Source organism: Streptomyces sp. XY431 (assembly GCF_001279805.1).
Taxonomy (GTDB): Bacteria; Actinomycetota; Actinomycetes; order Streptomycetales; family Streptomycetaceae; genus Kitasatospora; species Kitasatospora purpeofusca.
This window is the reverse complement of record NZ_LGDO01000038.1, coordinates 1-20,342: the sequence shown is the minus strand read 5'-3', so window position 1 is coordinate 20,342 and position 20,342 is coordinate 1. Positions and strand designations below refer to the sequence as shown.

General features: G+C 74.6%; 17 protein-coding genes. 10 read left to right on the top strand and 7 right to left on the bottom strand.

Features of this window, described 5'->3' with window-relative positions:
* The first annotated feature begins 94 nt into the window (after nucleotides 1–94).
* Nucleotides 95–937, top strand: coding sequence for an inositol monophosphatase family protein (locus tag ADK60_RS06515; protein ID WP_045942837.1), 843 nt, complete (start codon nucleotides 95–97; stop codon nucleotides 935–937).
* A gap of 33 nt (nucleotides 938–970) precedes the next feature.
* Here the strand turns inward: ADK60_RS06515 and ADK60_RS06510 are convergent, their stop codons facing one another.
* Both ADK60_RS06510 and ADK60_RS06505 read right to left on the bottom strand, forming a co-directional pair.
* Nucleotides 971–4,804, bottom strand: a complete 3,834-nt coding sequence (locus ADK60_RS06510; RefSeq protein ID WP_159400325.1) for a CHAT domain-containing tetratricopeptide repeat protein — start codon at nucleotides 4,802–4,804, stop codon at nucleotides 971–973.
* 144 nt (nucleotides 4,805–4,948) lie between these two features.
* Complete coding sequence (locus ADK60_RS06505; RefSeq protein WP_053643980.1) at nucleotides 4,949–6,007, bottom strand: hypothetical protein; 1,059 nt, start codon at nucleotides 6,005–6,007, stop codon at nucleotides 4,949–4,951.
* 529 nt (nucleotides 6,008–6,536) lie between these two features.
* Here ADK60_RS06505 and ADK60_RS48000 point away from each other — a divergent pair.
* From ADK60_RS48000 to ADK60_RS06495, 3 genes are all read left to right on the top strand, one after another.
* Nucleotides 6,537–6,614 carry a tryptorubin family RiPP precursor gene (locus ADK60_RS48000; RefSeq protein ID WP_350540985.1) on the top strand — a complete coding sequence of 26 codons (78 nt, stop codon included), beginning with the start codon at nucleotides 6,537–6,539 and terminating at the stop codon, nucleotides 6,612–6,614.
* Between the two features lie 136 nt (nucleotides 6,615–6,750).
* Complete coding sequence (locus tag ADK60_RS06500) at nucleotides 6,751–7,797, top strand: cytochrome P450 (protein WP_045942831.1); 1,047 nt, start codon at nucleotides 6,751–6,753, stop codon at nucleotides 7,795–7,797.
* 231 nt (nucleotides 7,798–8,028) lie between these two features.
* Nucleotides 8,029–8,607 (top strand): hypothetical protein, encoded by a 579-nt coding sequence (locus ADK60_RS06495; protein ID WP_159400324.1) that lies wholly within the window; start codon nucleotides 8,029–8,031, stop codon nucleotides 8,605–8,607.
* 17 nt (nucleotides 8,608–8,624) lie between these two features.
* On the opposite strand, the gene ADK60_RS06490 is transcribed toward ADK60_RS06495, so the two are convergent.
* Complete coding sequence (locus ADK60_RS06490; RefSeq protein ID WP_053643977.1) at nucleotides 8,625–9,293, bottom strand: hypothetical protein; 669 nt, start codon at nucleotides 9,291–9,293, stop codon at nucleotides 8,625–8,627.
* Between the two features lie 250 nt (nucleotides 9,294–9,543).
* Here ADK60_RS06490 and ADK60_RS06485 point away from each other — a divergent pair, with 250 nt between their 5' ends.
* The 3 genes from ADK60_RS06485 (at nucleotide 9,544) to ADK60_RS06475 (ending at nucleotide 12,896) form a co-directional block, all read left to right on the top strand.
* Nucleotides 9,544–10,440: a glutaminase gene (locus tag ADK60_RS06485; protein ID WP_286163520.1), complete on the top strand. Its 897-nt coding sequence runs from the start codon at nucleotides 9,544–9,546 to the stop codon at nucleotides 10,438–10,440.
* Nucleotides 10,441–10,766: 326 nt separating this feature from the next.
* Nucleotides 10,767–11,834, top strand: coding sequence for a phosphatidylinositol-specific phospholipase C domain-containing protein (locus tag ADK60_RS06480; RefSeq protein WP_053643975.1), 1,068 nt, complete (start codon nucleotides 10,767–10,769; stop codon nucleotides 11,832–11,834).
* A gap of 135 nt (nucleotides 11,835–11,969) precedes the next feature.
* Nucleotides 11,970–12,896 (top strand): phosphotransferase family protein, encoded by a 927-nt coding sequence (locus ADK60_RS06475; protein ID WP_053643973.1) that lies wholly within the window; start codon nucleotides 11,970–11,972, stop codon nucleotides 12,894–12,896.
* Between the two features lie 60 nt (nucleotides 12,897–12,956).
* On the opposite strand, the gene ADK60_RS06470 is transcribed toward ADK60_RS06475, so the two are convergent.
* Nucleotides 12,957–13,493, bottom strand: coding sequence for a GNAT family N-acetyltransferase (locus ADK60_RS06470; RefSeq protein WP_053643972.1), 537 nt, complete (start codon nucleotides 13,491–13,493; stop codon nucleotides 12,957–12,959).
* A gap of 101 nt (nucleotides 13,494–13,594) precedes the next feature.
* Between ADK60_RS06470 and ADK60_RS06465 the strand changes: the two genes are divergently transcribed.
* The gene (locus tag ADK60_RS06465; RefSeq protein ID WP_234370970.1) at nucleotides 13,595–14,611 is read left to right on the top strand and encodes an LLM class flavin-dependent oxidoreductase; all 1,017 of its coding nucleotides are present in this window, start codon (nucleotides 13,595–13,597) and stop codon (nucleotides 14,609–14,611) included.
* Here ADK60_RS06465 and ADK60_RS06460 read toward each other — a convergent pair.
* From ADK60_RS06460 to ADK60_RS06450, 3 genes are all read right to left on the bottom strand, one after another.
* On the bottom strand, nucleotides 14,563–15,519 hold the full coding sequence (locus ADK60_RS06460; RefSeq protein WP_079008103.1) for an aldo/keto reductase: 957 nt from the start codon (nucleotides 15,517–15,519) through the stop codon (nucleotides 14,563–14,565). The genes ADK60_RS06465 and ADK60_RS06460 overlap by 49 nt on opposite strands.
* Nucleotides 15,520–15,521: 2 nt before the next feature.
* On the bottom strand, nucleotides 15,522–16,619 hold the full coding sequence (locus tag ADK60_RS06455; protein WP_107094519.1) for an NAD-dependent epimerase/dehydratase family protein: 1,098 nt from the start codon (nucleotides 16,617–16,619) through the stop codon (nucleotides 15,522–15,524).
* Nucleotides 16,620–16,733: 114 nt separating this feature from the next.
* Nucleotides 16,734–17,702, bottom strand: a complete 969-nt coding sequence (locus tag ADK60_RS06450; protein WP_053643968.1) for a helix-turn-helix transcriptional regulator — start codon at nucleotides 17,700–17,702, stop codon at nucleotides 16,734–16,736.
* 233 nt (nucleotides 17,703–17,935) lie between these two features.
* Between ADK60_RS06450 and ADK60_RS06445 the strand changes: the two genes are divergently transcribed.
* Together ADK60_RS06445 and ADK60_RS06440 are read left to right on the top strand one after the other, a co-directional pair.
* Nucleotides 17,936–19,030 (top strand): alpha/beta hydrolase, encoded by a 1,095-nt coding sequence (locus ADK60_RS06445; protein ID WP_079008099.1) that lies wholly within the window; start codon nucleotides 17,936–17,938, stop codon nucleotides 19,028–19,030.
* 85 nt (nucleotides 19,031–19,115) lie between these two features.
* Nucleotides 19,116–20,288 (top strand): RICIN domain-containing protein, encoded by a 1,173-nt coding sequence (locus ADK60_RS06440; RefSeq protein WP_053643967.1) that lies wholly within the window; start codon nucleotides 19,116–19,118, stop codon nucleotides 20,286–20,288.
* Nucleotides 20,289–20,342: the final 54 nt, after the last annotated feature.

Sequence of the window (20,342 nt, the reverse complement as noted above, 5' to 3'; positions counted from 1 at the left end):
CCGGCGCGGCCGGGGTGGGGGAGTGCGCCGGTGGTCGTCCCGTCCGTCTGTTCGGTTGGAGCTGGGGTGCCCGTATCTGTGGTGTGATGGACGGATGATCGACGAAGGTTTCGCCGCGGAATGCCTGGGCCCGGTGGGGGAAGCGGTCCGACGGGCGGCGGCCGCCGAGATCATGCCGCGCTTCCGCTCGCTGACCGCCGACCAGGTGGCCGAGAAGAAGGGCCCGCACGACCTGGTGACGGTCGCCGACCGGGGTGCGGAGGCGCACCTGACGGCCGCGCTGACGCAGCTGCTCCCCGGTTCGGTCGTGGTGGGGGAGGAGGCGGTCGACGCGGACCCCGGCCTCTACGCGGAGCTCGGCGGAGACCGGCCGGTCTGGATCGTGGACCCGATCGACGGGACCCGTACCTTCGTCCGCGGCGACGAGGGCTTCTGCACCCTGGTCGCGCTCGCGCACCGGGGCGAGCTGCTGGCCTCCTGGACCTACTCGCCGGTCCGCGACGAGATGGCGACGGCCCTGCGGGGCGGCGGCGCCCACCTGGACGGCGTCCCGCTGTGGGCCGGGGCGCCCGCGGCCGGGGCCCCGCTGGAGATCGCCGCCTCCCACCCCCGCTTCACCACGCCCGCCCACAAGCGCGCGCTGCTCGGCCTGCGCGCCGAGGGCGTGCGCACCCGGCCGTGCGCGGGTTCGGCGGGGCTGGAGTACCTGGCGATCGCCAGGGGCGCCGTCGACGCCACGGTGTTCGCCTGGGAGAACGCCTGGGACCACGCGGCCGGGCTGCTCCTGGTCGCCGAGGCGGGCGGGGCCCATGCCACGCTCACCGGCGCGCCGTTCCGCCTCGCCGGCGGCAATGTCCTCCCCTTCACCACGGCCCGCGACGCCGCGACCCTGACCCGGATCCGGGGCCTCCTGCTGGGCGAGGCCCCGGCCGGGTAGCCGGGCGGGGGCGCCTCAGCGAGCCCCCGGGGGTCAGTCGGCGACCTGGTCCCGGACGGCGTCCGGGAGGCGGCGGCCGGTGACCGAGCGCCAGGCGCGTTCGACGGCGCGGGGGCCGAGGTCGACGGTCAGGCGGCGCAGGCCGACCACGCTCGGCCAGGTCGCCGGGTGCGGGAACTCCTCGAAGCAGTTGATGCTGCGGACCAGCCACTCCATCGCCTCCCGGGGCCGTCCCTGCTCCGCCGCGAACAGCCCGAACTGGCCGAAGGTGCGGGCCAGTCCGAGGGTGTCGCCGATCCGGTGCGAGACGTCCAGCGCCTTGCGGTACCGGGCCTCGGCCTCCGCCGCCCGGCCGCCCGCCTGGGCGGTCAGCCCGAGCTGGTGGTGCCCGGCCGAGACCCCGGCTTGGTCGCCCAGCTCCTCCCGGAGTGCCAGCGCCCGGGCGAAGCGGCGCTCCGCCTCGGCGAGGTCCCCGCGCCGGGTCGCCACCAGGCCGAGCTGGTGTTCGCCGAGCGCCGTGCCGACCGCATCGCCGAGGTCCTGGCGGATCTCCAGCGCCTTGCGGTGCTGGGCCTCGGCCTCCTCGAACCGCTCCCGCGCGGCGGCCAGCACACCGAGCCGGTGGTGGGCGTCGGCGGCGCCGGCCCGACTGCCGGACTCCTCGGCGAGATCCAGCGCCCGCTCGCACCACTCCTCCGCCTCGTCGAGCCGGCCCAGCTCGGCGGCGACGGCGGCGAGCCGGTGGTGGAGCTCCGCCGTGACGGACAGGTCGGCCGCCGCACCGACGGCCGTCGCACTGACGGCGGCCAGCGCCTGCCCGAAGCACCCGTGGGCGTCCTCGAAGCGGCCCTGCTCCTCGGCCAGGACGCCGAGCCGGTGGTGGCAGGCGGCCGCCCGGCCGGTCTCGCCCAGGCGCTCGAAGAGGTCCAGGGCCTGCCGGGTCCGCCGCTCGGCGTCGTCCGGCCGGCCGAGCCGATGGGCGATCACCCCCAGCTGATGGTGGCCGATCGCGAGGCCGTCCACGTCCCCGAGCCGCTCCAGCAGGGCCTGCGACCGCAGGAACCACTCCTCGGCCTCGCCGAAGTCGCCCCGGTCGACAGCGATCCCGCCGAGCCGCTGATGGCAGTCGGCCAGCTCGTCGAGCTGCTCGGAACCGGGCGGGTGCAGTTCGGCGGCGCGGTGGATCTCGCGGTAGGCGCGCTCGGCCCCGTCCACCCGGCCCAGCCGCAGCAGCCGCCGGGCGTCGGCGCCGACCACGTACAGCCACAGGGACCCGGCCGGGCTGTCGAGGACGGGCGGGGTGCCGTCGGCCTCCTCCACGGCGAGCCGCACCCGGTCGATCCAGTGGCGGGCCTCCAGGTCGGTGCCCCGGGCGTTCCAGTGGTCGTGCAGCGGCCGGACGAGCGCCAGCGCCTGCAGCCACAGGCCCCGGTCCAGGGCCCGGGCGAGCATCGCGCCGATCGTCGGCCGCTGGAGGTCGAGCGCGGTCAGGGCGAACTCGACACTGCCGTTGTGCAGTTCGCGGGTGAGCAGCAGACAGAAGTTGACCTGGGCGCCGAGCAGGGCCTGCAGCCCGGCCTCCTGCTCCTCGGCGAAGCCGGGCCCGGCCGCGCGCCACCCGGCGGCCAGCGCGTCGGCGACCGTGGGGTGGACCCGGTAGGCGGTGCGGCCGCAGGGTGTCAGCAGACCGAGCTCCGCCGCCCGCCGCAGCAGTCGCTGCCAGTCCTCGGTGCCGAGGCCCCGGAAGCGTTCGGGGGCGAGCGGATGGCGGGAGAGCAGGGCGAGCACGGTGGCATCGGCGACCCCGTGCACGAGCGGGACGGCCGTCAGCGCCCGGCGGTCGGCCGCGCCGAGGCGGGCCAGCGCGTAGGCGGTGCTCACCGCGAGCGCCGCCGGAACGGCCTCGGGGGTGGGGAGCGGGTTCGCCTCGGCGGGGGTGTGCGGCAGGGCGGCCGCGCCGCGCACCAGGGTGTCCAGCGTCTGCCACGGCTCGTGCGCGTCGAGCGAGGAGAGCGCGAGCCGCATCGCCAGGGGGTGCCCGCCCAGCCACTCCAGCAGTTCGCCGAACACCCGCAGACCGCGTCGGCGGACGGTGTCGGGGGATCCGGGGGATCCGGGGGTGTCGAGCGTGTCGGGGGAGGGGCCGAGCAGCTGCTCGGCGAAGGCGACGGTCTCGCCCGGGTCGAGGCCCGGCACCTCGATCCGCAGTGCTGCGGGGCCGAGCCAGTCCTCGCGGGTGCGGCTGGTGAGCAGGACGGTGCTGCTCCCCTGCCGGGCGACCAGGTCGAGCAGGGCCCGGAGCCCGGCGTGCTCCTCGTCCGGCGTACCGGGATCCTGCGCATCGGGGTTCGCGGCCAGGGAGTCGACGCCGTCCCAGATCAGCAGCAGGCGGCGGGTGGCCAGCGCCTGTTCGACGGCCGCCCGGCGCTCGGCGGGCGGGAGCGGGTCGAACTCCTCGGGAGCGAACAGCCGGCGGCCGATCCGCTCGACCACCCCGGCCGAGGCGGGCCGGGCCGCGCCCGGTTCGAAGGGGTGCAGCACCACGGCGTCCGGCCCGTCCACCGCGCCGGTCTCCCGGCACCAGCGGCCGAAGGCCTTCGCCAGCTCGGTCTTCCCGATGCCGGCGGCGCCGTGGAGGAGGACCACCCGGTCCGCCCGCGTGGCGGCGTCGAGGCCGAGCAGCAGTCCGTCGCGTCCGACGAACTCGCCGACGGGTGCGAGCTCTCCCCACTGGTTCGCGGGTTCCGTTGTTGCCGTGCCCCCGGTCGTCGCGTGCGTGTGCGCGTCCGCCGGCTGAACGGCCCGTGCGGTGCCCGGTCCGGGCAGTGCCGCCTCGTGCCGGCTGTACAGCACCGGGACCGTCCAGTCGGCCAGGGGCAGCGCGCCCCTGGGGGAGGTGCGCCGGTCGTGGGAGGCGAGCCGGCGGCGTCCGGCCGCCACGGCCAGGGTCACCGGCTCGCCGGTGCGGAGCCGTTCGTAGCAGGTGGCGAGGAACCCGGCGGCGGCCGGCGCGTCGAGGTGGTACGGCAGCGCGAGCACGGCGTGCGCGCCCTCCTGGAGCAGCCGGGACGCGGCCACGGCCTCCGGCAGTCCGGGCTCGGGGGCGGACCGGCCGGTGGTCAGGACCACCAGCGGGACCGGGGCCGAGGCCGGCACGTCGGTCGGACCGGACCCGTCGAAGTGGACGGCGTGGAACGGCCGGCCCTCCTCCCGAGCCTCGTGCAGCACCTCGGCCAGACGGTCCGGTGTCGGTGGGCGCAGGACGGTGGGTTCGACCGAGCCGTGCTCCGCGCGCAGTCGCCGCAGCAGCGTGGGGGCGAGGGGCCGGCGGCCGGGGCGGGCCGGGTCGTCGGGGGCGGCGACCACCAGCAGCACCCGCAGCCGGGGCCCGCCGGTCCCGGGGGCCGGGCTGCCCCCGTCCTCCGTGTCCGGTGTCCGGCGGCTCAGCACGACATCGTCCAGGAGCAGCGGCACCGGTCGGTCCGGGTCCGTCATCAACTCCCAAGGGAGGGCGAGCAATTGCGCGGAGCCCGAGCGCAGCACGATCTCCAGCCCGTCGCGGCCGCGGCTGCGGGCCCGGAGGTAGGCGTCCCGCCCCGGCCCGGTGCCGAACAGCGCGGAGAACACCCGCGTGCCCCAGTCGGGGAGCTGCCGGGCGATCTGCGGACCCCGCTCGCCGTACGCGCCGAGCGGGGTCCGCAGATAGTCCTCCAGGTACCAGCGCAGGCTCTCCATCGGTGCGTCGGCCAGGGGCCGGCGCAGCCATCCGGCGTCGACGGCGGGTGCCGGGGACGCCTCCCCGGACGGCTGTTCCGTCACCAGCATCCGGCCGTCGGCGTGGAGGTCCACCACCAGACGTTCGACCACAATCGCCCCCAGCGAGAGCGGAGCGGCCGGGCGGCCGTTCCGCTGCGGAGCACAGGGTAGCGGCGTCGTCGCCGTACCCGCGCGTCCGGGCGCAAAGAGCCGGTAACGATCAGTCAAAGAGCGCCGCGAGGCGGGGCCGGACGGTCAGCGGTCCTGCGGATCGGGGACGTACGGACGGATTTCCAGACGCCAGGGGTCGGACGGTTTGCTGGTGTGCAACTGGAGCACTCCGGGCCTCGGCAACTGCAGGGTGCGCAGGGCCTCGCCGCTCTCCCAGGCGCCCAGGGTCGGGCTTCTCGGCAGTCCGGGGGGTACCGGGCACCCGCACTTCTCGAAGGCCTCGGGGATCCGTCCGCAGGCGCAGACGAACACGGCGGACCAGGAGGAGGACTTGACGTGTGCGACGCAGTCGACCGGTGTGTCCGGGCCGACGGCCAGGACGGTGGAGCCGTAGCCCTCCATGACGCCGGTCAACTCGTCGATCTCGTCGGGGCTGTACAGGCGGACGGACCACTCGCCGGAGCCGCTGGATTCCACGCAGAGGTGGGTGAAGTCGCGGGTCAGGAGGGTGCGCACGCCTTGCCGTTTGTCGAACGAGCCGAGGAAGATGAGCGAGGAGTGCGACTTGATGCGGTCGCGCGTCCTGGTCACGGGTTTGATGCTGAGGTAGCCCTTCGTCGCGACCTCGATCTGGGCCACGGCGGCGGTGCCCTCCGGCCACTCGATGGGGAACTCGTACTCGGTCTCCTCGTCGCTCTCGCACTGTCCGGAGAAGTGGAACCGCTCGCCCGGCTGCCGCCGGGGCACCGGACCCCGGTCGTCGCTGGGGCCGGTGGCGGGGCGCAGTCGGGGGAGGTCCTTCTCGGCGGCTTTGGCCGCAGGCGCGCTTGGGCGTACGGGCTTGGGTTCGGGCTCGGGGTCAGGCTTGGGTTCGGGCTTGGGGTCGGGCTTCGGTGCGGTGGCCGGGCGGTCCGGGCCGACTGTCGCGGCCGGCTTTACCGGGGCGGGCTTCGCGACGCTCGGTGCGTCGGCGTCGGCGTCGTCGGTGCCGGTGCTGCCGGTTTTGAGGGCAGCGGTACTGAGGGCGGCGGTACTGAGGGCGGCCTCCGCCCTGGCCGCCGAACGCGCGGCCTGCCGGGCGGACGACAGGGTCAGGCGCCACAGGGCCGCGGTCGTCACCAGGCAGCCCAGCGCGAATCCCACCAGTAGTCCCACAGCCACAGTCGTCGCCCCCCGGCTCCGGAGTCCCGCTCCCGTGACCCGAGAGTACGCGCGCCGACGGGCCTCAACCATGGTCCGGTCGAGGGGAATCGGAGCGGGCCGCTCGTCGGCCTCCGGCACCGGCCGTACGACCCCGGCGCCGCCCCGCGGTACCACGACGGGGCAGCCGCGATGCCTCATGAGGCAGACCGAACGTTCCGTTGGGGCGTTGCGACCCCCGGCAGACCCTCTTCGGGCATGCCCCGTTCACCTGGCAGCCCCCGGCCGGACGTGGCGCTGACCAGCACTGTCGCGCTCGCGTCAACGGTGGCGGGGGTCACTGGCGGGGCGTCAAACCGCCCGGGCGGCCGCTCCTTCGAGTGATCTGCGTCACACTTGACCGTGAATTGCGGCTGGGATTCACTCGTTTTGGCGGGGGGCAGACGGAACCCGAAATTCTTCGGAGTTCGCTCCGGGGGTCGCTCGCCGGAATGTTGTTCGTCATCGTTTTCTGAGACATGGAGGTGCTGTCATGAAGCTCGTTCACTTCGTGAAGAAGGTCATGCCGGAGAAGAGCCTGAAGGCCTACGCCTGGTACGGCTGGATCTAATTCCGGCGGTCCGTTGCCGGACGCGTGCCCGGCGGGTCCCTGAGCGGACCCGCCGGGCACGGCCCGCTCGTCGTGGGCGGGCCGTTCGCCGAGGGCGGGCCCCTGTCACCACAGCCGTTCACCCTTGGAGCCACGGATGGCCATGTCCAGCACCGGGCGGAGCGCCCGCGTCACCGTCTTCGCACCGCGGATCGACGAACTCCTCAACAAGTACCGAGGTCAGGACCTCTTCCGTCTGGAGGCGGACACCGTCGGCGTGTCCGGCGTCGACCTCATGGACGGGCTGCTGCGCAGCAGGCCGGCCAATGCCGAGGAGCGACCGACCTTCAAGCCCGTGCGGGGGCGGCTCGTCACCAAGCCCGATGCGGCGGCGCTCATGCAGGCCGTGTCGGCCGACGTCCGGACGGCGTTGAAGAAGCCCCTGGGCGACCGGACCGATCTCACCGGGAAATGGCCGCACACACCGCACATCTATTTGCGGGACCTGGTTTTCGGGGAGGAGAGTTTCCGCTTCCGGATCCTGGTCGACCGGCGCCTGGAACTCACCCCGAAATTGACCTGGATGGCCGTCACGGCCGGTACCGCGATGCTCGGGAAGCCGGGTACCGAAATTCCGTTGTCGAATCTGGCGGCCCGGGTGCTCGACGCCGAGACCTATGACGACCGTCGCTACGCGATGTACCTCTACCGGCGGGTGGCCGGGCCGATCTGCTTCACCGTGGCCGCGCTCGTGACCAATGCGGTCTGGCTCGGCGCGCCCTTCGACGACGAGGTGTCGAACCGGGACATCCTGCTGGAGGCGCTGCGGCTGCTGCCGCCCTCCTGGAACATCCTGCGGGTCGCCTCCCCGGAGTTCGGCGCCGTGGACGGGCGGATCGGGCCCAAGGACGACCTGCTCCTGCTCCCGCTGCTGAGCCACCGCGACCCCCGGCTGTGGGACGACCCGGAGACCTTCCGGCCGGAGCGCTGGAAGGGCGTCGACCCCGACAACCAGCCCGGCTACCTGCCGTTCGGGCATGCCAGTGAACGCTGCTGGGGGCGCCACATGGTGCTGCCGCTGGCCGAGCGGATCCTCGACATCGTCCGCCGGGACGGACTGGTGCCCAGCCCCGACCAGCAGGTCGGCAAGGTCGAGCTGGACGGTCTGCTGGAGGTCGCCGGCGTCCGGATGGTCCGCCGCTGACCCGACCGCCGCTGACCCGCCTTCCGCCGACCCGACCGCCGGCGGGTCGGCGGCGAAGGCGGACGGCGGCCGGGCGACCGGCGGGGGCACCGCAGCGTACGCCCGCCGCCGCCCGGCCGCGCTCGAACGCGAGTGCGGCGGGCCGGTCCGTCCGTCCGCCGCTCGTCCATCGGTACGGTCGCGTCCCGAGGACGGCCGCGGTCGCGGCCCCGGCCCCTACGCTGCGTCGTCATGCGCCTGACATCGTGGAAGCGCGCCGTGCGCGCAGTGCTGCCCCTTCTCCTCGCCGGTCCGCTGCTCGCGGCCGTACCGGCCCATGCCGCCCCCGCCCAAGCTGCCCCGGCCCACCGCGCCGCCGCCCGGACGGCCGACCTGCCGCTCCCGGTGACGACGGTGAGCGACCGGGCCACGACGCCGCCCGGCGGCTCGTTCACCGTGACGGTGACCCTCACCAACCCCCATGACACCCCGATCCGCTTCGTCTACCAGACCGTCCAGCAGACCTACGACACGTCGACCGACGTCGCGTACGCGGGGCTGAAGTACACGGCGACCGCGTGCAACGGGGTGCCGAACCCGACGGTCTGCGGCAACCCGCAGTCCGGTGCCTTCGGTGCCCTGTTCGGGCTGCCCCTCGCCCCGGGCGCCAGCACCAGTTACACCCTCACCTACACCGTCGCTCCCGACTCGGCCTGCGGCAGTGGGCTGAACGTCGACTTCTACTCCTACGTGTACTACGAGTACCAGGGCGGCGCGGCGTTCAACGACGGCCTCACGGGCGTGCGCGGCACCGACGTGCCCTGCTCCTGAGCCCGGTCGGGCACCCGTCAGCCGGGCACCGGCGCGTGCCGGGTGAGCCCGGCCCGGACGGCGACGTCCAGCGCCGGCTCGAAGCGCAGCACCTCGCGGTCGTCGTCCCCGACCCCGGCGGCCGCGAGCAGTTCCGCCACCGCGCCGGCGTCGACGGTGCGCTCCTCGGCGCGGCGCAGGAAGCGCGTCACGGCGGCGGCGAAGGCCGGTTCGTCCTCGCGCAGCACCCACGCCAGCTCCGCCGCCTCGCTGAGGAACAGCTGCTCCGATCCGAGCCACGGCGCGGCGGCGGCCAGACCGTCCTCGGCCAGGGCGTCCGGGTAGGGGATCCGGTGCCAGGCCCCGTCCTGCCACCAGTAGAGGAAGCCGAACAGATTTCCCTGGGCGTCCTCGCGCAGCTGCTCCCAGGGCAGCCACTCCGGGCCGCCGGTCAGGAAGTCGATCTGCCGGCCGTCGACATGGGTGTGGCTGCCGTCGGAGTCCTGGCCGCAGAACACCGCGTGGCCGTCGTCGACCAGGGTGAGGCGCCACCAGAAGGAGCCGCCGCCCTTCTCGCTCCACACGCCCTGCTCGTCCAGCCAGTGCTCGCGGTTCCCCTGGGCGGCGTCCAGCAGGGCGAGCAGTACGGCGCGCGCCCACACCTGCCCGGCGTCGTCGAGGTCCTCGGGCCGGCTCGGCCTGTGCATGATCGTCGTCCCCTCCGTCGGATGGCGGACAGCCTGCCACAGACCTGTGACAGTCCGGGCGAAACCCCCGACTCCCCTCGGCGGGACCCCGGCGGGATCCTTGCGACACCCAGGGCGACACCCCGGTGGGACCCCCGCCTGCGGAGGGCGGACCCGCGACGAGGACAATGGCGCGGTGAACGACACGATCGACCTGCCCCGCGCGCACGGCCCGCAGCAGCCGCAGGACCCGGGCGCGGACTACCAGGACCTGGTCCGGGACGCCATGGCGGCGGCCGTGCGCTCGCCGCTGCGCGGCCGGGTCGCCGACTACATCCCGGCGCTGGCCGAGGCCGACCCGGCGGCGTTCGGGATGGCGATCGCGACCGTGGACGGCCGGGTGTTCGGCGCGGGGGACTGGCAGCAGCCGTTCTCCGTCCAGTCGGTGTCCAAGCTCTTCACCCTCGCGCTCGCGCTGGCCGAGGGCGGCGACGGTCTGTGGAGCGGCGTGGGCCGCGAACCCTCCGGCAACCCGTTCAACTCGCTGGTCCAGCTGGAGACCGAGCACGGCATCCCCCGCAACCCCTTCATCAACGCGGGCGCCCTCGTGGTCACCGACCGCCTGCTGGAGCTCACCGGCGACGCGGTCGGCACCGTCCTGGACTTCCTGCGCGCGGAGTCCGGCGACCCGGCCGTCGCGGTGAACCGCGCGGTCGCCGCCTCCGAGGCCGAGCACGGCCACCGCAACGCCGCCATGGCGCACTTCATGGCCGGCTACGGCAATCTGCGCAATCCGGTCGAGGACGTCCTCACGCACTACTACGCGCACTGCGCGATCGAAACGAGCTGCCGGGACCTGGCCCTGGCCGGCCTCTTCCTCGCCCGCCACGGCGTGCGCGCCGACGGGTCGCGGCTGCTGTCGCGCAGCGAGGCCAAGCGGATCAACGCCGTGCTGCTCACCTGCGGTACCTACGACGCGGCCGGCGAGTTCGCCTACCGGGTGGGCCTGCCCGGCAAGAGCGGGGTCGGCGGCGGCGTCCTGGCGGTGCTGCCGGGCCGGGGCACGGTCTGCACCTGGAGCCCCGGACTGGACGCTGCCGGGAATTCGGTGCTCGGCGTGGCCGCCCTGGACGCCCTGACGACGGCGACCGGCTGGTCCGTCTTCTGATGAGCGCCCAGCCCGCGCCGTCCACGCCGTCCGCGCCGTCCGCGCCGTCCAACCGGTCCAACGAGCCTGCGCCGTCCGCCCGGTCCGCCGAGCCCGCGCCGTCGGTCTTACCCGCGGCGGCGTCCGTCCCCGCGCCCCGGGGTCCGCACGGTACGCCCGGCCGGCCCGCCGCCGCAGCGTGCGGTGACGGACCTGCAGCTGACGGTCACGCATTTGTTATGTCCCCTTCACCGGTCCGACGACCGGCCCCGTCATGCTCTGCACCGGCGGAAGCCACCGCCGAAGGCGCGCCGGCCCGCAGGCGCACTGACAAGGGGACACCCATCGTGACCGTCCGCCGCACCCTCATCGGCACCCTCGCCGTCGGTCTGCTCGCCGCGGCCGCCGCGCTCGTGCCGATCGGCTCCGCCGCCGAGGCCGCCGAGCGCACCCCCGGCGAGCTCCCGTTCGGCTCCGCCACCACCGTCGGCCTGCACAACACCTACGACCCGGCCGCCTTCGGCTACCTCGCCCAGGGCCTCGACACCGGTACCGGCATGATCGAGCTGGACGCCTGGCCGAACATCGTCACCAAGGAGTGGAAGGTCAGCCACTCCAACCCGCTCGGCAACACCAACAACTGCGTCAGTGCCACCACGCCCTCCCAGCTCTACTCCGGCAGCGGCAACAAGAACCTGGACACCTGCCTCGACGACGTCCGGGTCTGGCTCGCCGCCCACCCCGCCGCTGGTCCGCTGGTGATCAAGCTGGAGCTCAAGCCGGGCTTCTCCGGGAACCGCGGCATGGGCCCGGCCCAGCTGGACGCGCTGATCGCCGCCCACCTCGGCTCCGCCGCGCTGCGCCCGGCCGACCTGCTCGCCAAGCCGGGCGGCGGCAGCTACCCGACCCTCGACGACGCCGCCCGCGCCGGCAACTGGCCGACCAGGGCGGCGCTCGCGGGCCGGGCGTTGGTGTACGTGATCCCCGGTACGGTCGAGCTGGACAACCCCTTCGACACCCTGCACACCGACGTCGAGTACGGCCGCTACCTGCGCGACCTGGCGGCGGCGGGCCGGATCGGCGAGGCCCGGATGTTCCCGACCGCGCTCGGCGCGGCGGCCGGCGACCCGCGCACCCGGTACAGCGAGACCTCGATCCGGCCGTGGTTCGTGGTCTTCGACGGTGACGCCTCCGCCTATGTGAACGGCATCGACACCTCCTGGTACGACACCAACCACTACCTGCTGACGATGACCGACGCCCACAACGTCGCCCCGGCGATCAGCGGCACCGACCCCACCGCCGACCAGGCCCGCACCCGGGCCGAGCAGCTCGCCCGCGCCCACGCGAGCATCGTGTCCAGTGACTGGCGCAAGCTCCCCGCCGTGCAGTCGCTGGTCCTGCCGCGCGGCTGATCCGCGGTCACCGGGGCGGCGGACGCCAGAACGCGGGTGCCGCCGCTCCGGAGCCCGCGCGTTCACGCCGGTCAGGGGCCGGAGCGGGCCGAAATCCGGTTGCCGCCCGGGCGTCCGCCGCCTAACGTCCACCGCATGCTGCCTTTGGTCGAAACCGACGAACAGTGGGACGCCGTCGTCCCGGACGAGGCGGTCATGCGCCCTGGTGTCGAGGATCTCTGCGCCCGCTTGGGGCTGCGCGGGTTCGCCCCGGAGCGCTTCCCCGAGGGCTCCCAGCCGGTCTACGCCCTCGGGGAGGAGCTGGTCCTCAAGCTCTATCCCAAGGCCGCCGCCGAGGACGGCCGCACCGAGGCCCGGGTGCTCGCCCACATCGGCGGCCGACTGCCGGTGCCGACACCGGAGCTGCACGAGGCCGGCGAGTACGAGAACGGCTGGCGGTACGTCCTGATGTCCCGGCTGCGCGGCGCCGAACTCGCCCCGGCCTGGGCGGACCTGTCGCCCGCCGACCGGGAGCGGATCGCGGTCGAGGCGGGGGAGACGCTGGCGGCCCTGCACGCGCTCGACCCGGGGCCGTTGGCCGATGTGCTCGGCCCCGGCGACTGGGGCGCCTTCACCGACCGGCAGCGCGCCGGGGCCGTCGGGCGCCAGCGCGAGCGCGGCCTGCCGGACGCCTGGCTGGAGCGGATCCCCGGCTTCCTGGACGCCGCGGACCTGCCGCGCGAGCCCGAACGCGTGCTGCTGCACACCGAGTTCATGCGCCAGCACCTGCTGCTCGACCCGACCACCGGGCGGCTGTCCGGGCTGTTCGACTTCGAGCCCGCGATGATCGGCGACCGGGCGTACGACTTCGTCGGCGTCGGCGTCTTCGTCACCCGGGCCGAACCGGGGCTGATGGCACGGTTCGCGGCCGGGTACGGCCGGGCCGTCGACCCGCGCGCGGCCCTGGCCTGGACGCTGCTGCACGTGTACAGCAACCTGCCCCGCTACCTGCGGGAGGTGCCGCCGCCCCCGGGGGTGGACACCCTGGAGTCGCTCGCCGAGCACTGGTTCGGGCTCGGCTGACGGGAGCGGCGGCAGTCCGGACTCAGGCCCGCCCGGGGCGGGCCTGAGTCCGGACTTCGGCTACGGCTTCCCGTTCCAGTCCTCGGCCAGCAGTCCGAGCACGACCTCGTCCAGGAACTCCCCGCTCACCCAGGCCGAGCGGCGCAGGGTGCCCTCGAGCACGAAGCCCGCGCGGGTGGCGGCGGCGACCATCGGCCGGTTGTCGGCCAGCGTCTCGACCTGGAGCCGGTGCAGGCCGCGCACCGTGAAGCCGTAGTGGCACAGCAGCCGCACCGCCTCGCCCGCCAGTCCGCGTCCGCGGAAGCCGGGCCGCAGGGCGAGGCCGAGGTGGGCGAGCCGGTTGTGGGTGTCGATGCCCCACAGCAGGGCCTCACCGGCCAGTTCGCCGGAGGACAGCTCGACCACGGAGAAGCAGGCCGCGTCCTCCCCGGCCGGTGCCACGGCGTACGGGGACTCGGCGGCGCCGGGGGAGATCGGCCGCCACGGCCGGGAGTCGGCCCGGGAACGGGTGGGTACGTCGTCGTAGAGCTCGCTCTGGAGTACCGCGACGTCGCTGTCGTGGCGGGCGCGAAGGCCGATTCGGTCGTTCTGTAGCATGTCACATTGCTAACAGTCGGAGCCTGCCCCGGCAACAGGTTTTCGCCCGGTGGCGGCCCGGGCGGGGAATGCCTCCGCCGCGGACGGCTGTTGCCAGGGACGTGACCGCCTCGCCCGCCCTGCGCCTCTCCGTACTCGACCGTTCCCGGACCCGCCGGGGGGAGGAGCCCGCGCAGGCGCTGCGCGACACCGTGGCCTTCGCGGTGGAGGCCGAGCGGCTCGGCTACCACCGGTTCTGGGTCTCCGAGCACCACGGCGTGCCGGGCGTGGCCGGGTCGGCGCCGACGGTGCTGGCGGCGGCGGTGGCCGCGGCGACCTCGCGGATCAGGGTCGGCACCGGCGGGGTGATGCTCCCCAACCACCGGCCCCTGGTCGTGGCCGAGCAGTTCGGTGTGCTCGCGGCGCTCTTCCCCGGCCGGATCGACATGGGCCTCGGCCGGTCGGTGGGCTTCACCGACGGCGTCCGCCGCGCGCTGGGCCGGGAGAAGGACGCCGCCGACGGGTTCCCGGAGCAACTCGCCGAACTCCTCTCCTGGTTCGACCCCGACGCGCGCGGCCCCGGCGGAGTGCACGCCCGCCCCGCCGAGGGCCTGGACGTCCCCGCGTACGTGCTGGCCACCGGCGCGGGCGCGGAGGTCGCCGCCGACGCCGGGCTGCCGCTGGTCATCGCGGCCGTGCGGGGCGAGGAGGCGATGCGGGCCGCGATCGACCGCTACCGGCAGCGCTTCCGGCCCTCCGCCCGCGCCGAGCGGCCCTATGTGGTGGTGTCGGGGACGGTCGCGGTGGCCGGGACCGAGGACCGGGCCCGGGCGCTGCTCGTCCCGGAGGCCTGGTCGAGCGCCCACAGCCGGACCCACGGCGAGTTCTCGCCGCTCGAACCCGTCGAGGAGATCCTCGCCCGGTCGATGGGCGCGCGTGAGCGCACCGCCTTCGAGCAGGCCCTCACCGGCCACATCGCCGGCACCCCCGACCAGGCCCTCGACGCACTGACGGGCCTGCTGGAGCGCACCGGCGCGGACGAGTTCCTGGTCACCACCAGCACCTACGACCGGGCGGAGCTGCTCACCTCCTACCGCCTGCTGGCCGAGGCGGCCGGGCTGGCGGGGGCGGCCGGGTAGCCGGGGTCGGCGAGGTCGGTGGCGCCGGTGAACGGGCCGTTCAGGGCCGCGAGTTCGTCGGCGTCGAGGACGAGCCCGGCCGCCGCCGCGCTGTCGCGGATGCTGGCGGGGCGGCGGGCACCGGGGATCGGGACGACGGTGGGGGAGAGGGCGAGCAGCCACGCCAGGCCGACCTGTTGCGGCGAGACCCCGCGCGCCTCGGCGACGCCGTGGAAGGCGCTGCGCGCCGGGACGCCGTCCGCCGGATCGTCCAGCACGCTCCGGGCGAGGCCGCCCAACGGGCTCCACGGCAGGAACGCCAGGCCCAGCCGTTCGGCGAGCCGCAGCTGCGGCAGGGCGCCGCGCTCGGCCGGGGAGAACCGGTTCTGCACCGAGACCAGCCCCGGGCCGAGGATCTCCCGCGCCGTCAGGATCTGCCGCTCGTCGACGTTGGAGAGGCCCGCCGCGCGGATCTTCCCCGCGTCCAGGAGTTCGCGCAGGGCTCCCACCGACTCCGCCCAGGGCACCTGGGGGTCGGGCTTGTGCAACTGGTAGAGGTCGATCGCGGCCACGCCGAGACGGCGCAGCGAGTCCTCGCAGGCCCGCCGGAGGTGCTCGGGCCGGCCGTCGACCGTCCACGAGCCGTCCCCCGGGCGGCCGCGCCCGCCCTTGGTGGCGACCAGCACGTTCGCGCGGTCGGCGGGGGAGCGGGTGGCCAGCGCGCGGGCGATCAGAAGCTCGTTGTGGCCGGTCTCGCCGGCGTGCCAGTGGTAGGAGTCCGCGGTGTCGAGCAGGGTGACGCCCGCGTCGATCGCGGCGTGCAGGGTGGTGAGGGCGGCCTCGGGGTCGGGGCGTCCCTCCACCGAGAGCGGCATCGCGCCGAGCCCGATCGCGCCGATGCTCCGCTCGCCGAGGGTGCGCTGTCGCACGGTCACACGTCCTTTCCGGTGGTGCTGGCTTCGGTGGGTTCGGTGGCTTCGAGGGCGGCGGCTTCGACGGCGGCGGCCTCGGTCACGGCGGCCGGCAGCCAGGAGTCGAGCGGCGAGAAGGAGAGGCCGAGCGATCCGGCCCGCCGGGTGTCCATCGGGTACCAGCGGTCGAAGGAGAACGGCGCGTGGTCCGTGCCCTGGGCGGGCCGGTAGCGGGCGGTCGTGCCGAGCTGCCCGGCGATCAGCTCGGACAGCCCGATCGCGTCGAGCGGCTCCGCCGAGGCGGCGTTGACCGCGCCGACCGCGGACGAGGCGGCGACCGCGACCAGGGCGGCGGCGATCTCCTCGTGCCGGACGAACGAGGTCGGCTGCGGGTGCTCGTGCACCGCGACCGGCCGCCCCGCGGCGACGGCCCCGGTGAAGTGCGCGAGCCGACAGGTGAAGTCCAGCGCCCCGCCGCCCAGGACGTGGGCGCTGCGCACGCTCGCCCAGCCGAACGGCGGCCGCCCGGCGGCGAGTACGGCCTCGGCCTGGCGCTTGCCCTCCGCGTAGGCGGCGGCTTCGCCGAAGTGCCGGACGAGCGCCACCGGGTCGTGCCACGGCAGGTCGAGGTCCACCGGCCAGTGCACCGGGTCGACGGCCTCCTCGGCGACCGGCACCCCGGGCGTGGTGCGGACCAGCGGCGAGGTCGCGGGGTCGTAGACCTCCATGGTCGAGGTCATCACGTAGCGCGGGGTCCGGTCGGCGAAGACCCGGCGGGCCACCACCGCCTGGGCGGGTGTGTACAGCACCTGGTCGATCACCGCGTCGAAGGTGCGGTCGCCGAGGGCGGCGGCCAGCGCGTCCTCGTCGTCCCGGTCGGCCCGGACGTGGTCGACGCCGGGCGGCGGCGTGGCGGAGCCCCGGTTGATCAGAGTGACCTCGGTACCGGCGTCGCGCAGCAGGGTGACCAGGTGGCGGCCGAAGTACCTGGTCCCGCCGATCACGGCGACCCGGCGCGGAGCGCGGTTCCGGGCGGTGGCGGCGGCGGTGGTGCTCCCGGCGGTGGTACTGCTGCTGGTGGTGCTGCCGGTGGCTTCTCGTTCTGCGGGGTGGTTCATGGCCATCACTCTGCCGTCGTACGGTCATCAGCAGAACTGCCGATCTGCTGAACGTGTCATCAGTTGAACTGGTGACTGGGTCGGGCCGGACCGAGCCGTCCTGCCCCGCGGCCCTCAGAGCCAGCCGCGCCGTGCCGCCTGCACCCCGGCCTGGAAACGGGTGGTGGCACCGAGCCTGGCCAGCAGGGTGGAGACACGCCGCACCACGGTTCGCCTTCCCAGACCCAGCCGCCGCGCGATCGCGTCGTCCGTGGCGCCGCTGGCCATCAGCACGAGGATGCGGCGGTCCCGGTCGTCGAGCTGGAGCCCGGGGCCGGAGGTCGAGGCGGGGACGGCGAGCCGCCAGAGCGTCTCGAAGACCGAGGCCAGGCCGCCGAGCAGGCTGGACGGGCGGACGAGCAGTGAGACGACTCCCACCCGGTCGTCGGCGGGCAGGGTGACGATGGCGAGCGCGTCGTCGCCGAGGGCGAGCTTGAGCGGCGGCTCGTCGAGCGTCCGGGCCTGTTCCCCGGCCTCGATCATCCGCGCCATGTTGGGGCCGGCCACGGGATCGTCGAAGGCGCACCCGCCGTAGATCGAGCGGTAGACGACGCCGGAGGCCATCCGCTGACGTTGCAGCACCTCCTGGTCGAGGTAGTGCGCGGAGTCCCCGGAGTACGGCGGGACGTCGATGACCCGCACCTCGCGGCGGGCGGCGAGCTGCAGCCGCCGTCCGGCCGCGAGGACCTCGGCGCGGTCCTCGACCACCTCCAGGGCGGCGTAGCCGCCGGCACTGCGGCGGGCGAGCCGGTAGAGCCGGTCGAGTTCGGCCCCGGCCCGGCGTACATCGGCCCGCCGGGCCGCGTCGCGCTGGAGCGCGGCCTCGACCACCTGGCCCGGGGGCAGCGCCTCCCAGGTGAGCCGCCGGTGGTCGCAGGCCATCACGATGCCCTCCTCGGCGAGTTCGCCCAGCAGGGCGAGCAGGGCGTCCTCGCCGATCCCGGCCTCCGCCACGAGGTCGGCGAGGCGCGCCTGCGGCCGGTCGACCAGCCAGTGGTAGAGCCGGCCTCGCTCGGAGTCGGGATCGAGTACGTCGTCGAGCACGGCACCTCCGTTTTCGCCATGTCCATGGCGATGTGACATGTCGTCGAAGCCTACCCACGCCGGTGGCGCACATGCGCCGCTGGCCCAACCGGGCCGCCGGGCGCTCTGGCGCGCGGCGGGGTCGGATCGCGAGAGTTGCTCGGTGTCCGCACAGTTCGCCGGGCGTCCCCTCCGGACGGCCGGCGCACGGCCGCGCCCTCACGCCCTCATGCCCTCATGCCCAAGGACGACCCATGACCGCTGCTCCGCCCACCGCCCGGCCCGCACCCGCGAGGACGGCGGTCGCCGCCCTGGTCGGCGCCCTCCTGCTGCTCCTCCTGCCCGGGGTGTCGTCCGCACGGGCCGGGGCGCCCGCCCCGCCGCCGATGACGGACGGCTTCGGGCTGACCCGGGTCGGCGCCGTGACCGGCAGCGCCACCAACTTCGTCCTCACCGTGACCACCCCGCAGGTCGCCGGCGAGCACACGATCCGGATCCTGCTGCCGGACGACTACGCGGACCGCCCCGACAAGCGGTACCCGGTCCTGTACTTCCTGCACGGCGCCTCGGACAACCCCGCCAACCCGGGCCTCGCCTACCCCGCCCTGACCGCGGCGACCTCGATGATCACCGTCATCCCCGACGGCGGCCTGCGCGGCTGGTACACCGACTGGCTGGACGGCGGCACGGCGGCCGGCGCGCAGAACTGGCAGACCTTCCACCTCACCCAGGTGGTGCCCTTCATCGACGCGAACCTCCGCACCCTCACCGACCGGAAGCACCGCGCGGTCGGCGGCCTGTCGATGGGCGGCTTCGGCGCGCTGCACTACGCCCAGGCCCGCCCGGAGCTGTTCGGCCAGGTCCTCACCATGTCCGGCGCCAACGACCTCTCGGCCGACGAGATGGTCGTCCGCGGCGCCGTCGTCGGGACCCTGACCAACGCCGGAACGTTGCTGTGCGCCCCGAGCGGCGGGCAGCCCTGCGGCTTCGACTTCGGACCCACGGTGTCCAGCGACGCGGTCTTCGGCACGCCGTACCCGGTCTTCGGCGCCGACTGGCGCTGGAACGCCGCCGACCCGACCGGTCACGCCGGACTGCTGGCCGACACCGGCATCGCCGTCTACACCGGCAACGGCAACGGCAACCCCGCCGGTATGGAGTTCTGGGCCGAGGGCACCGCGAAGCGCTTCACCGACCGGCTGACCGCCCTCGGCATCCCGCACCGCTACGTGAACTACGGCAACGGCGCGGGCTGGGGCACCACCTGCGACGGCGGCCACAGCTACGGCTGCTGGGCCCAGGACCTCGTGGACTACGTGCCGCGCCTCGAAGCCGCCTTCGCCTCCTGATCCGGGCGCGCCTGCCACAACACCCGGGCGCACCTCGCCCCTCCGCACCGCACCACGGTTCCCCTCCCGACGAAAGGAACGACCCGTGCCGTCGACCTCCGCCCCGCCCGCGGCCCCGAGCCGCCGCTCCGCCCCCTGGCTGCGCCTGCTCGCGGCCGTCCTGGTGACCTGCTGCGCCGCGCTCGGCCTCACCGCCGCGCCGTTCACGGCGACGCGGGCCGACGCGGCCGCCACCGACGCGGCCGCCACCGACGCGGCCGCCACCGAAGCGTCCGGAGCCGCCATCGGACCGGCCGCGACCTGCGCCTCCCCGCAGCAGTGCCTGACCATCACCTCGCTCAGCAACGGCCGCCGACTCGACGTCCAGAACGGCTCGACCGGCGACGGCGCGTACATCGTCACCAACTCGGCGCCGGGCTACCACCAGTCCTGGCGGCTGAACGTCGACGCCTCGGACTCCTCGTTCACGATCGTCAACAACACCACCGGCAAGTGCATCGACCTCGCCTGGCTCACCCCCGCCCTGCGCCAGCAGACCTGTGCCGGCCAGGCCAGCCAGAAGTGGTTCCTCCAGCCGGTCCCCGGCGCCGAGGACTCGTTCATGATCCGCCACCAGGGCGACAACACCTGTCTCGACCTGCTGCTCGGCGGCAACTACGACGACGCCTGGACCGACCAGTACACCTGCAACGGAACGGTGAACCAGCGCTGGTCCACCGGCTTCCCCGCGGCGGCCAGGAACCTCGCCGTCGACCACGCCGCCAAGCAGTGCCAGAAGGACATCTCCACCTGCTCCTGGGCGCTGAAGAGCGAGGCCCCGGCGGCCCCGCTGCCGAAGGTCTGCGTCTCCTCGGTCTGGTTCAACAACACCTCCGGCACCGTCCAGCAGGCCTTCTCGGTCACCAATATGAGCGGATGGTCCAACAGCATCGGCGCCGACATGGGGACGCAGATCTCCGGCGGCATCCCCGGCGGGGCGCTCACCACCGTGGTCAGCACCGCGCTGCACTACAGCAACGTCTGGCAGGGATCGACCACCGTCAACAACAGCGTCGCGGTGTCCGTCCCGCCCCAGCAGTACGGCTGGGTGACGCTCGCCGAGCTGGCCCGCAAGGTGACCGGCACCTGGACCTTCGACGCCCGCGGCATCCCCTGGACGGCCGAGGACACCCTCACCGTGCCGCTCACCTACGACCCGCAGGCGGGTGCGACGCTCTACATCGCCAACACCAGCCCGACCTTCACCAACTGCGCCTGACCTCCCGGTGACGGGGACACGGGGGTACGGGGGAACGGGGGCACGGGGGGGGGC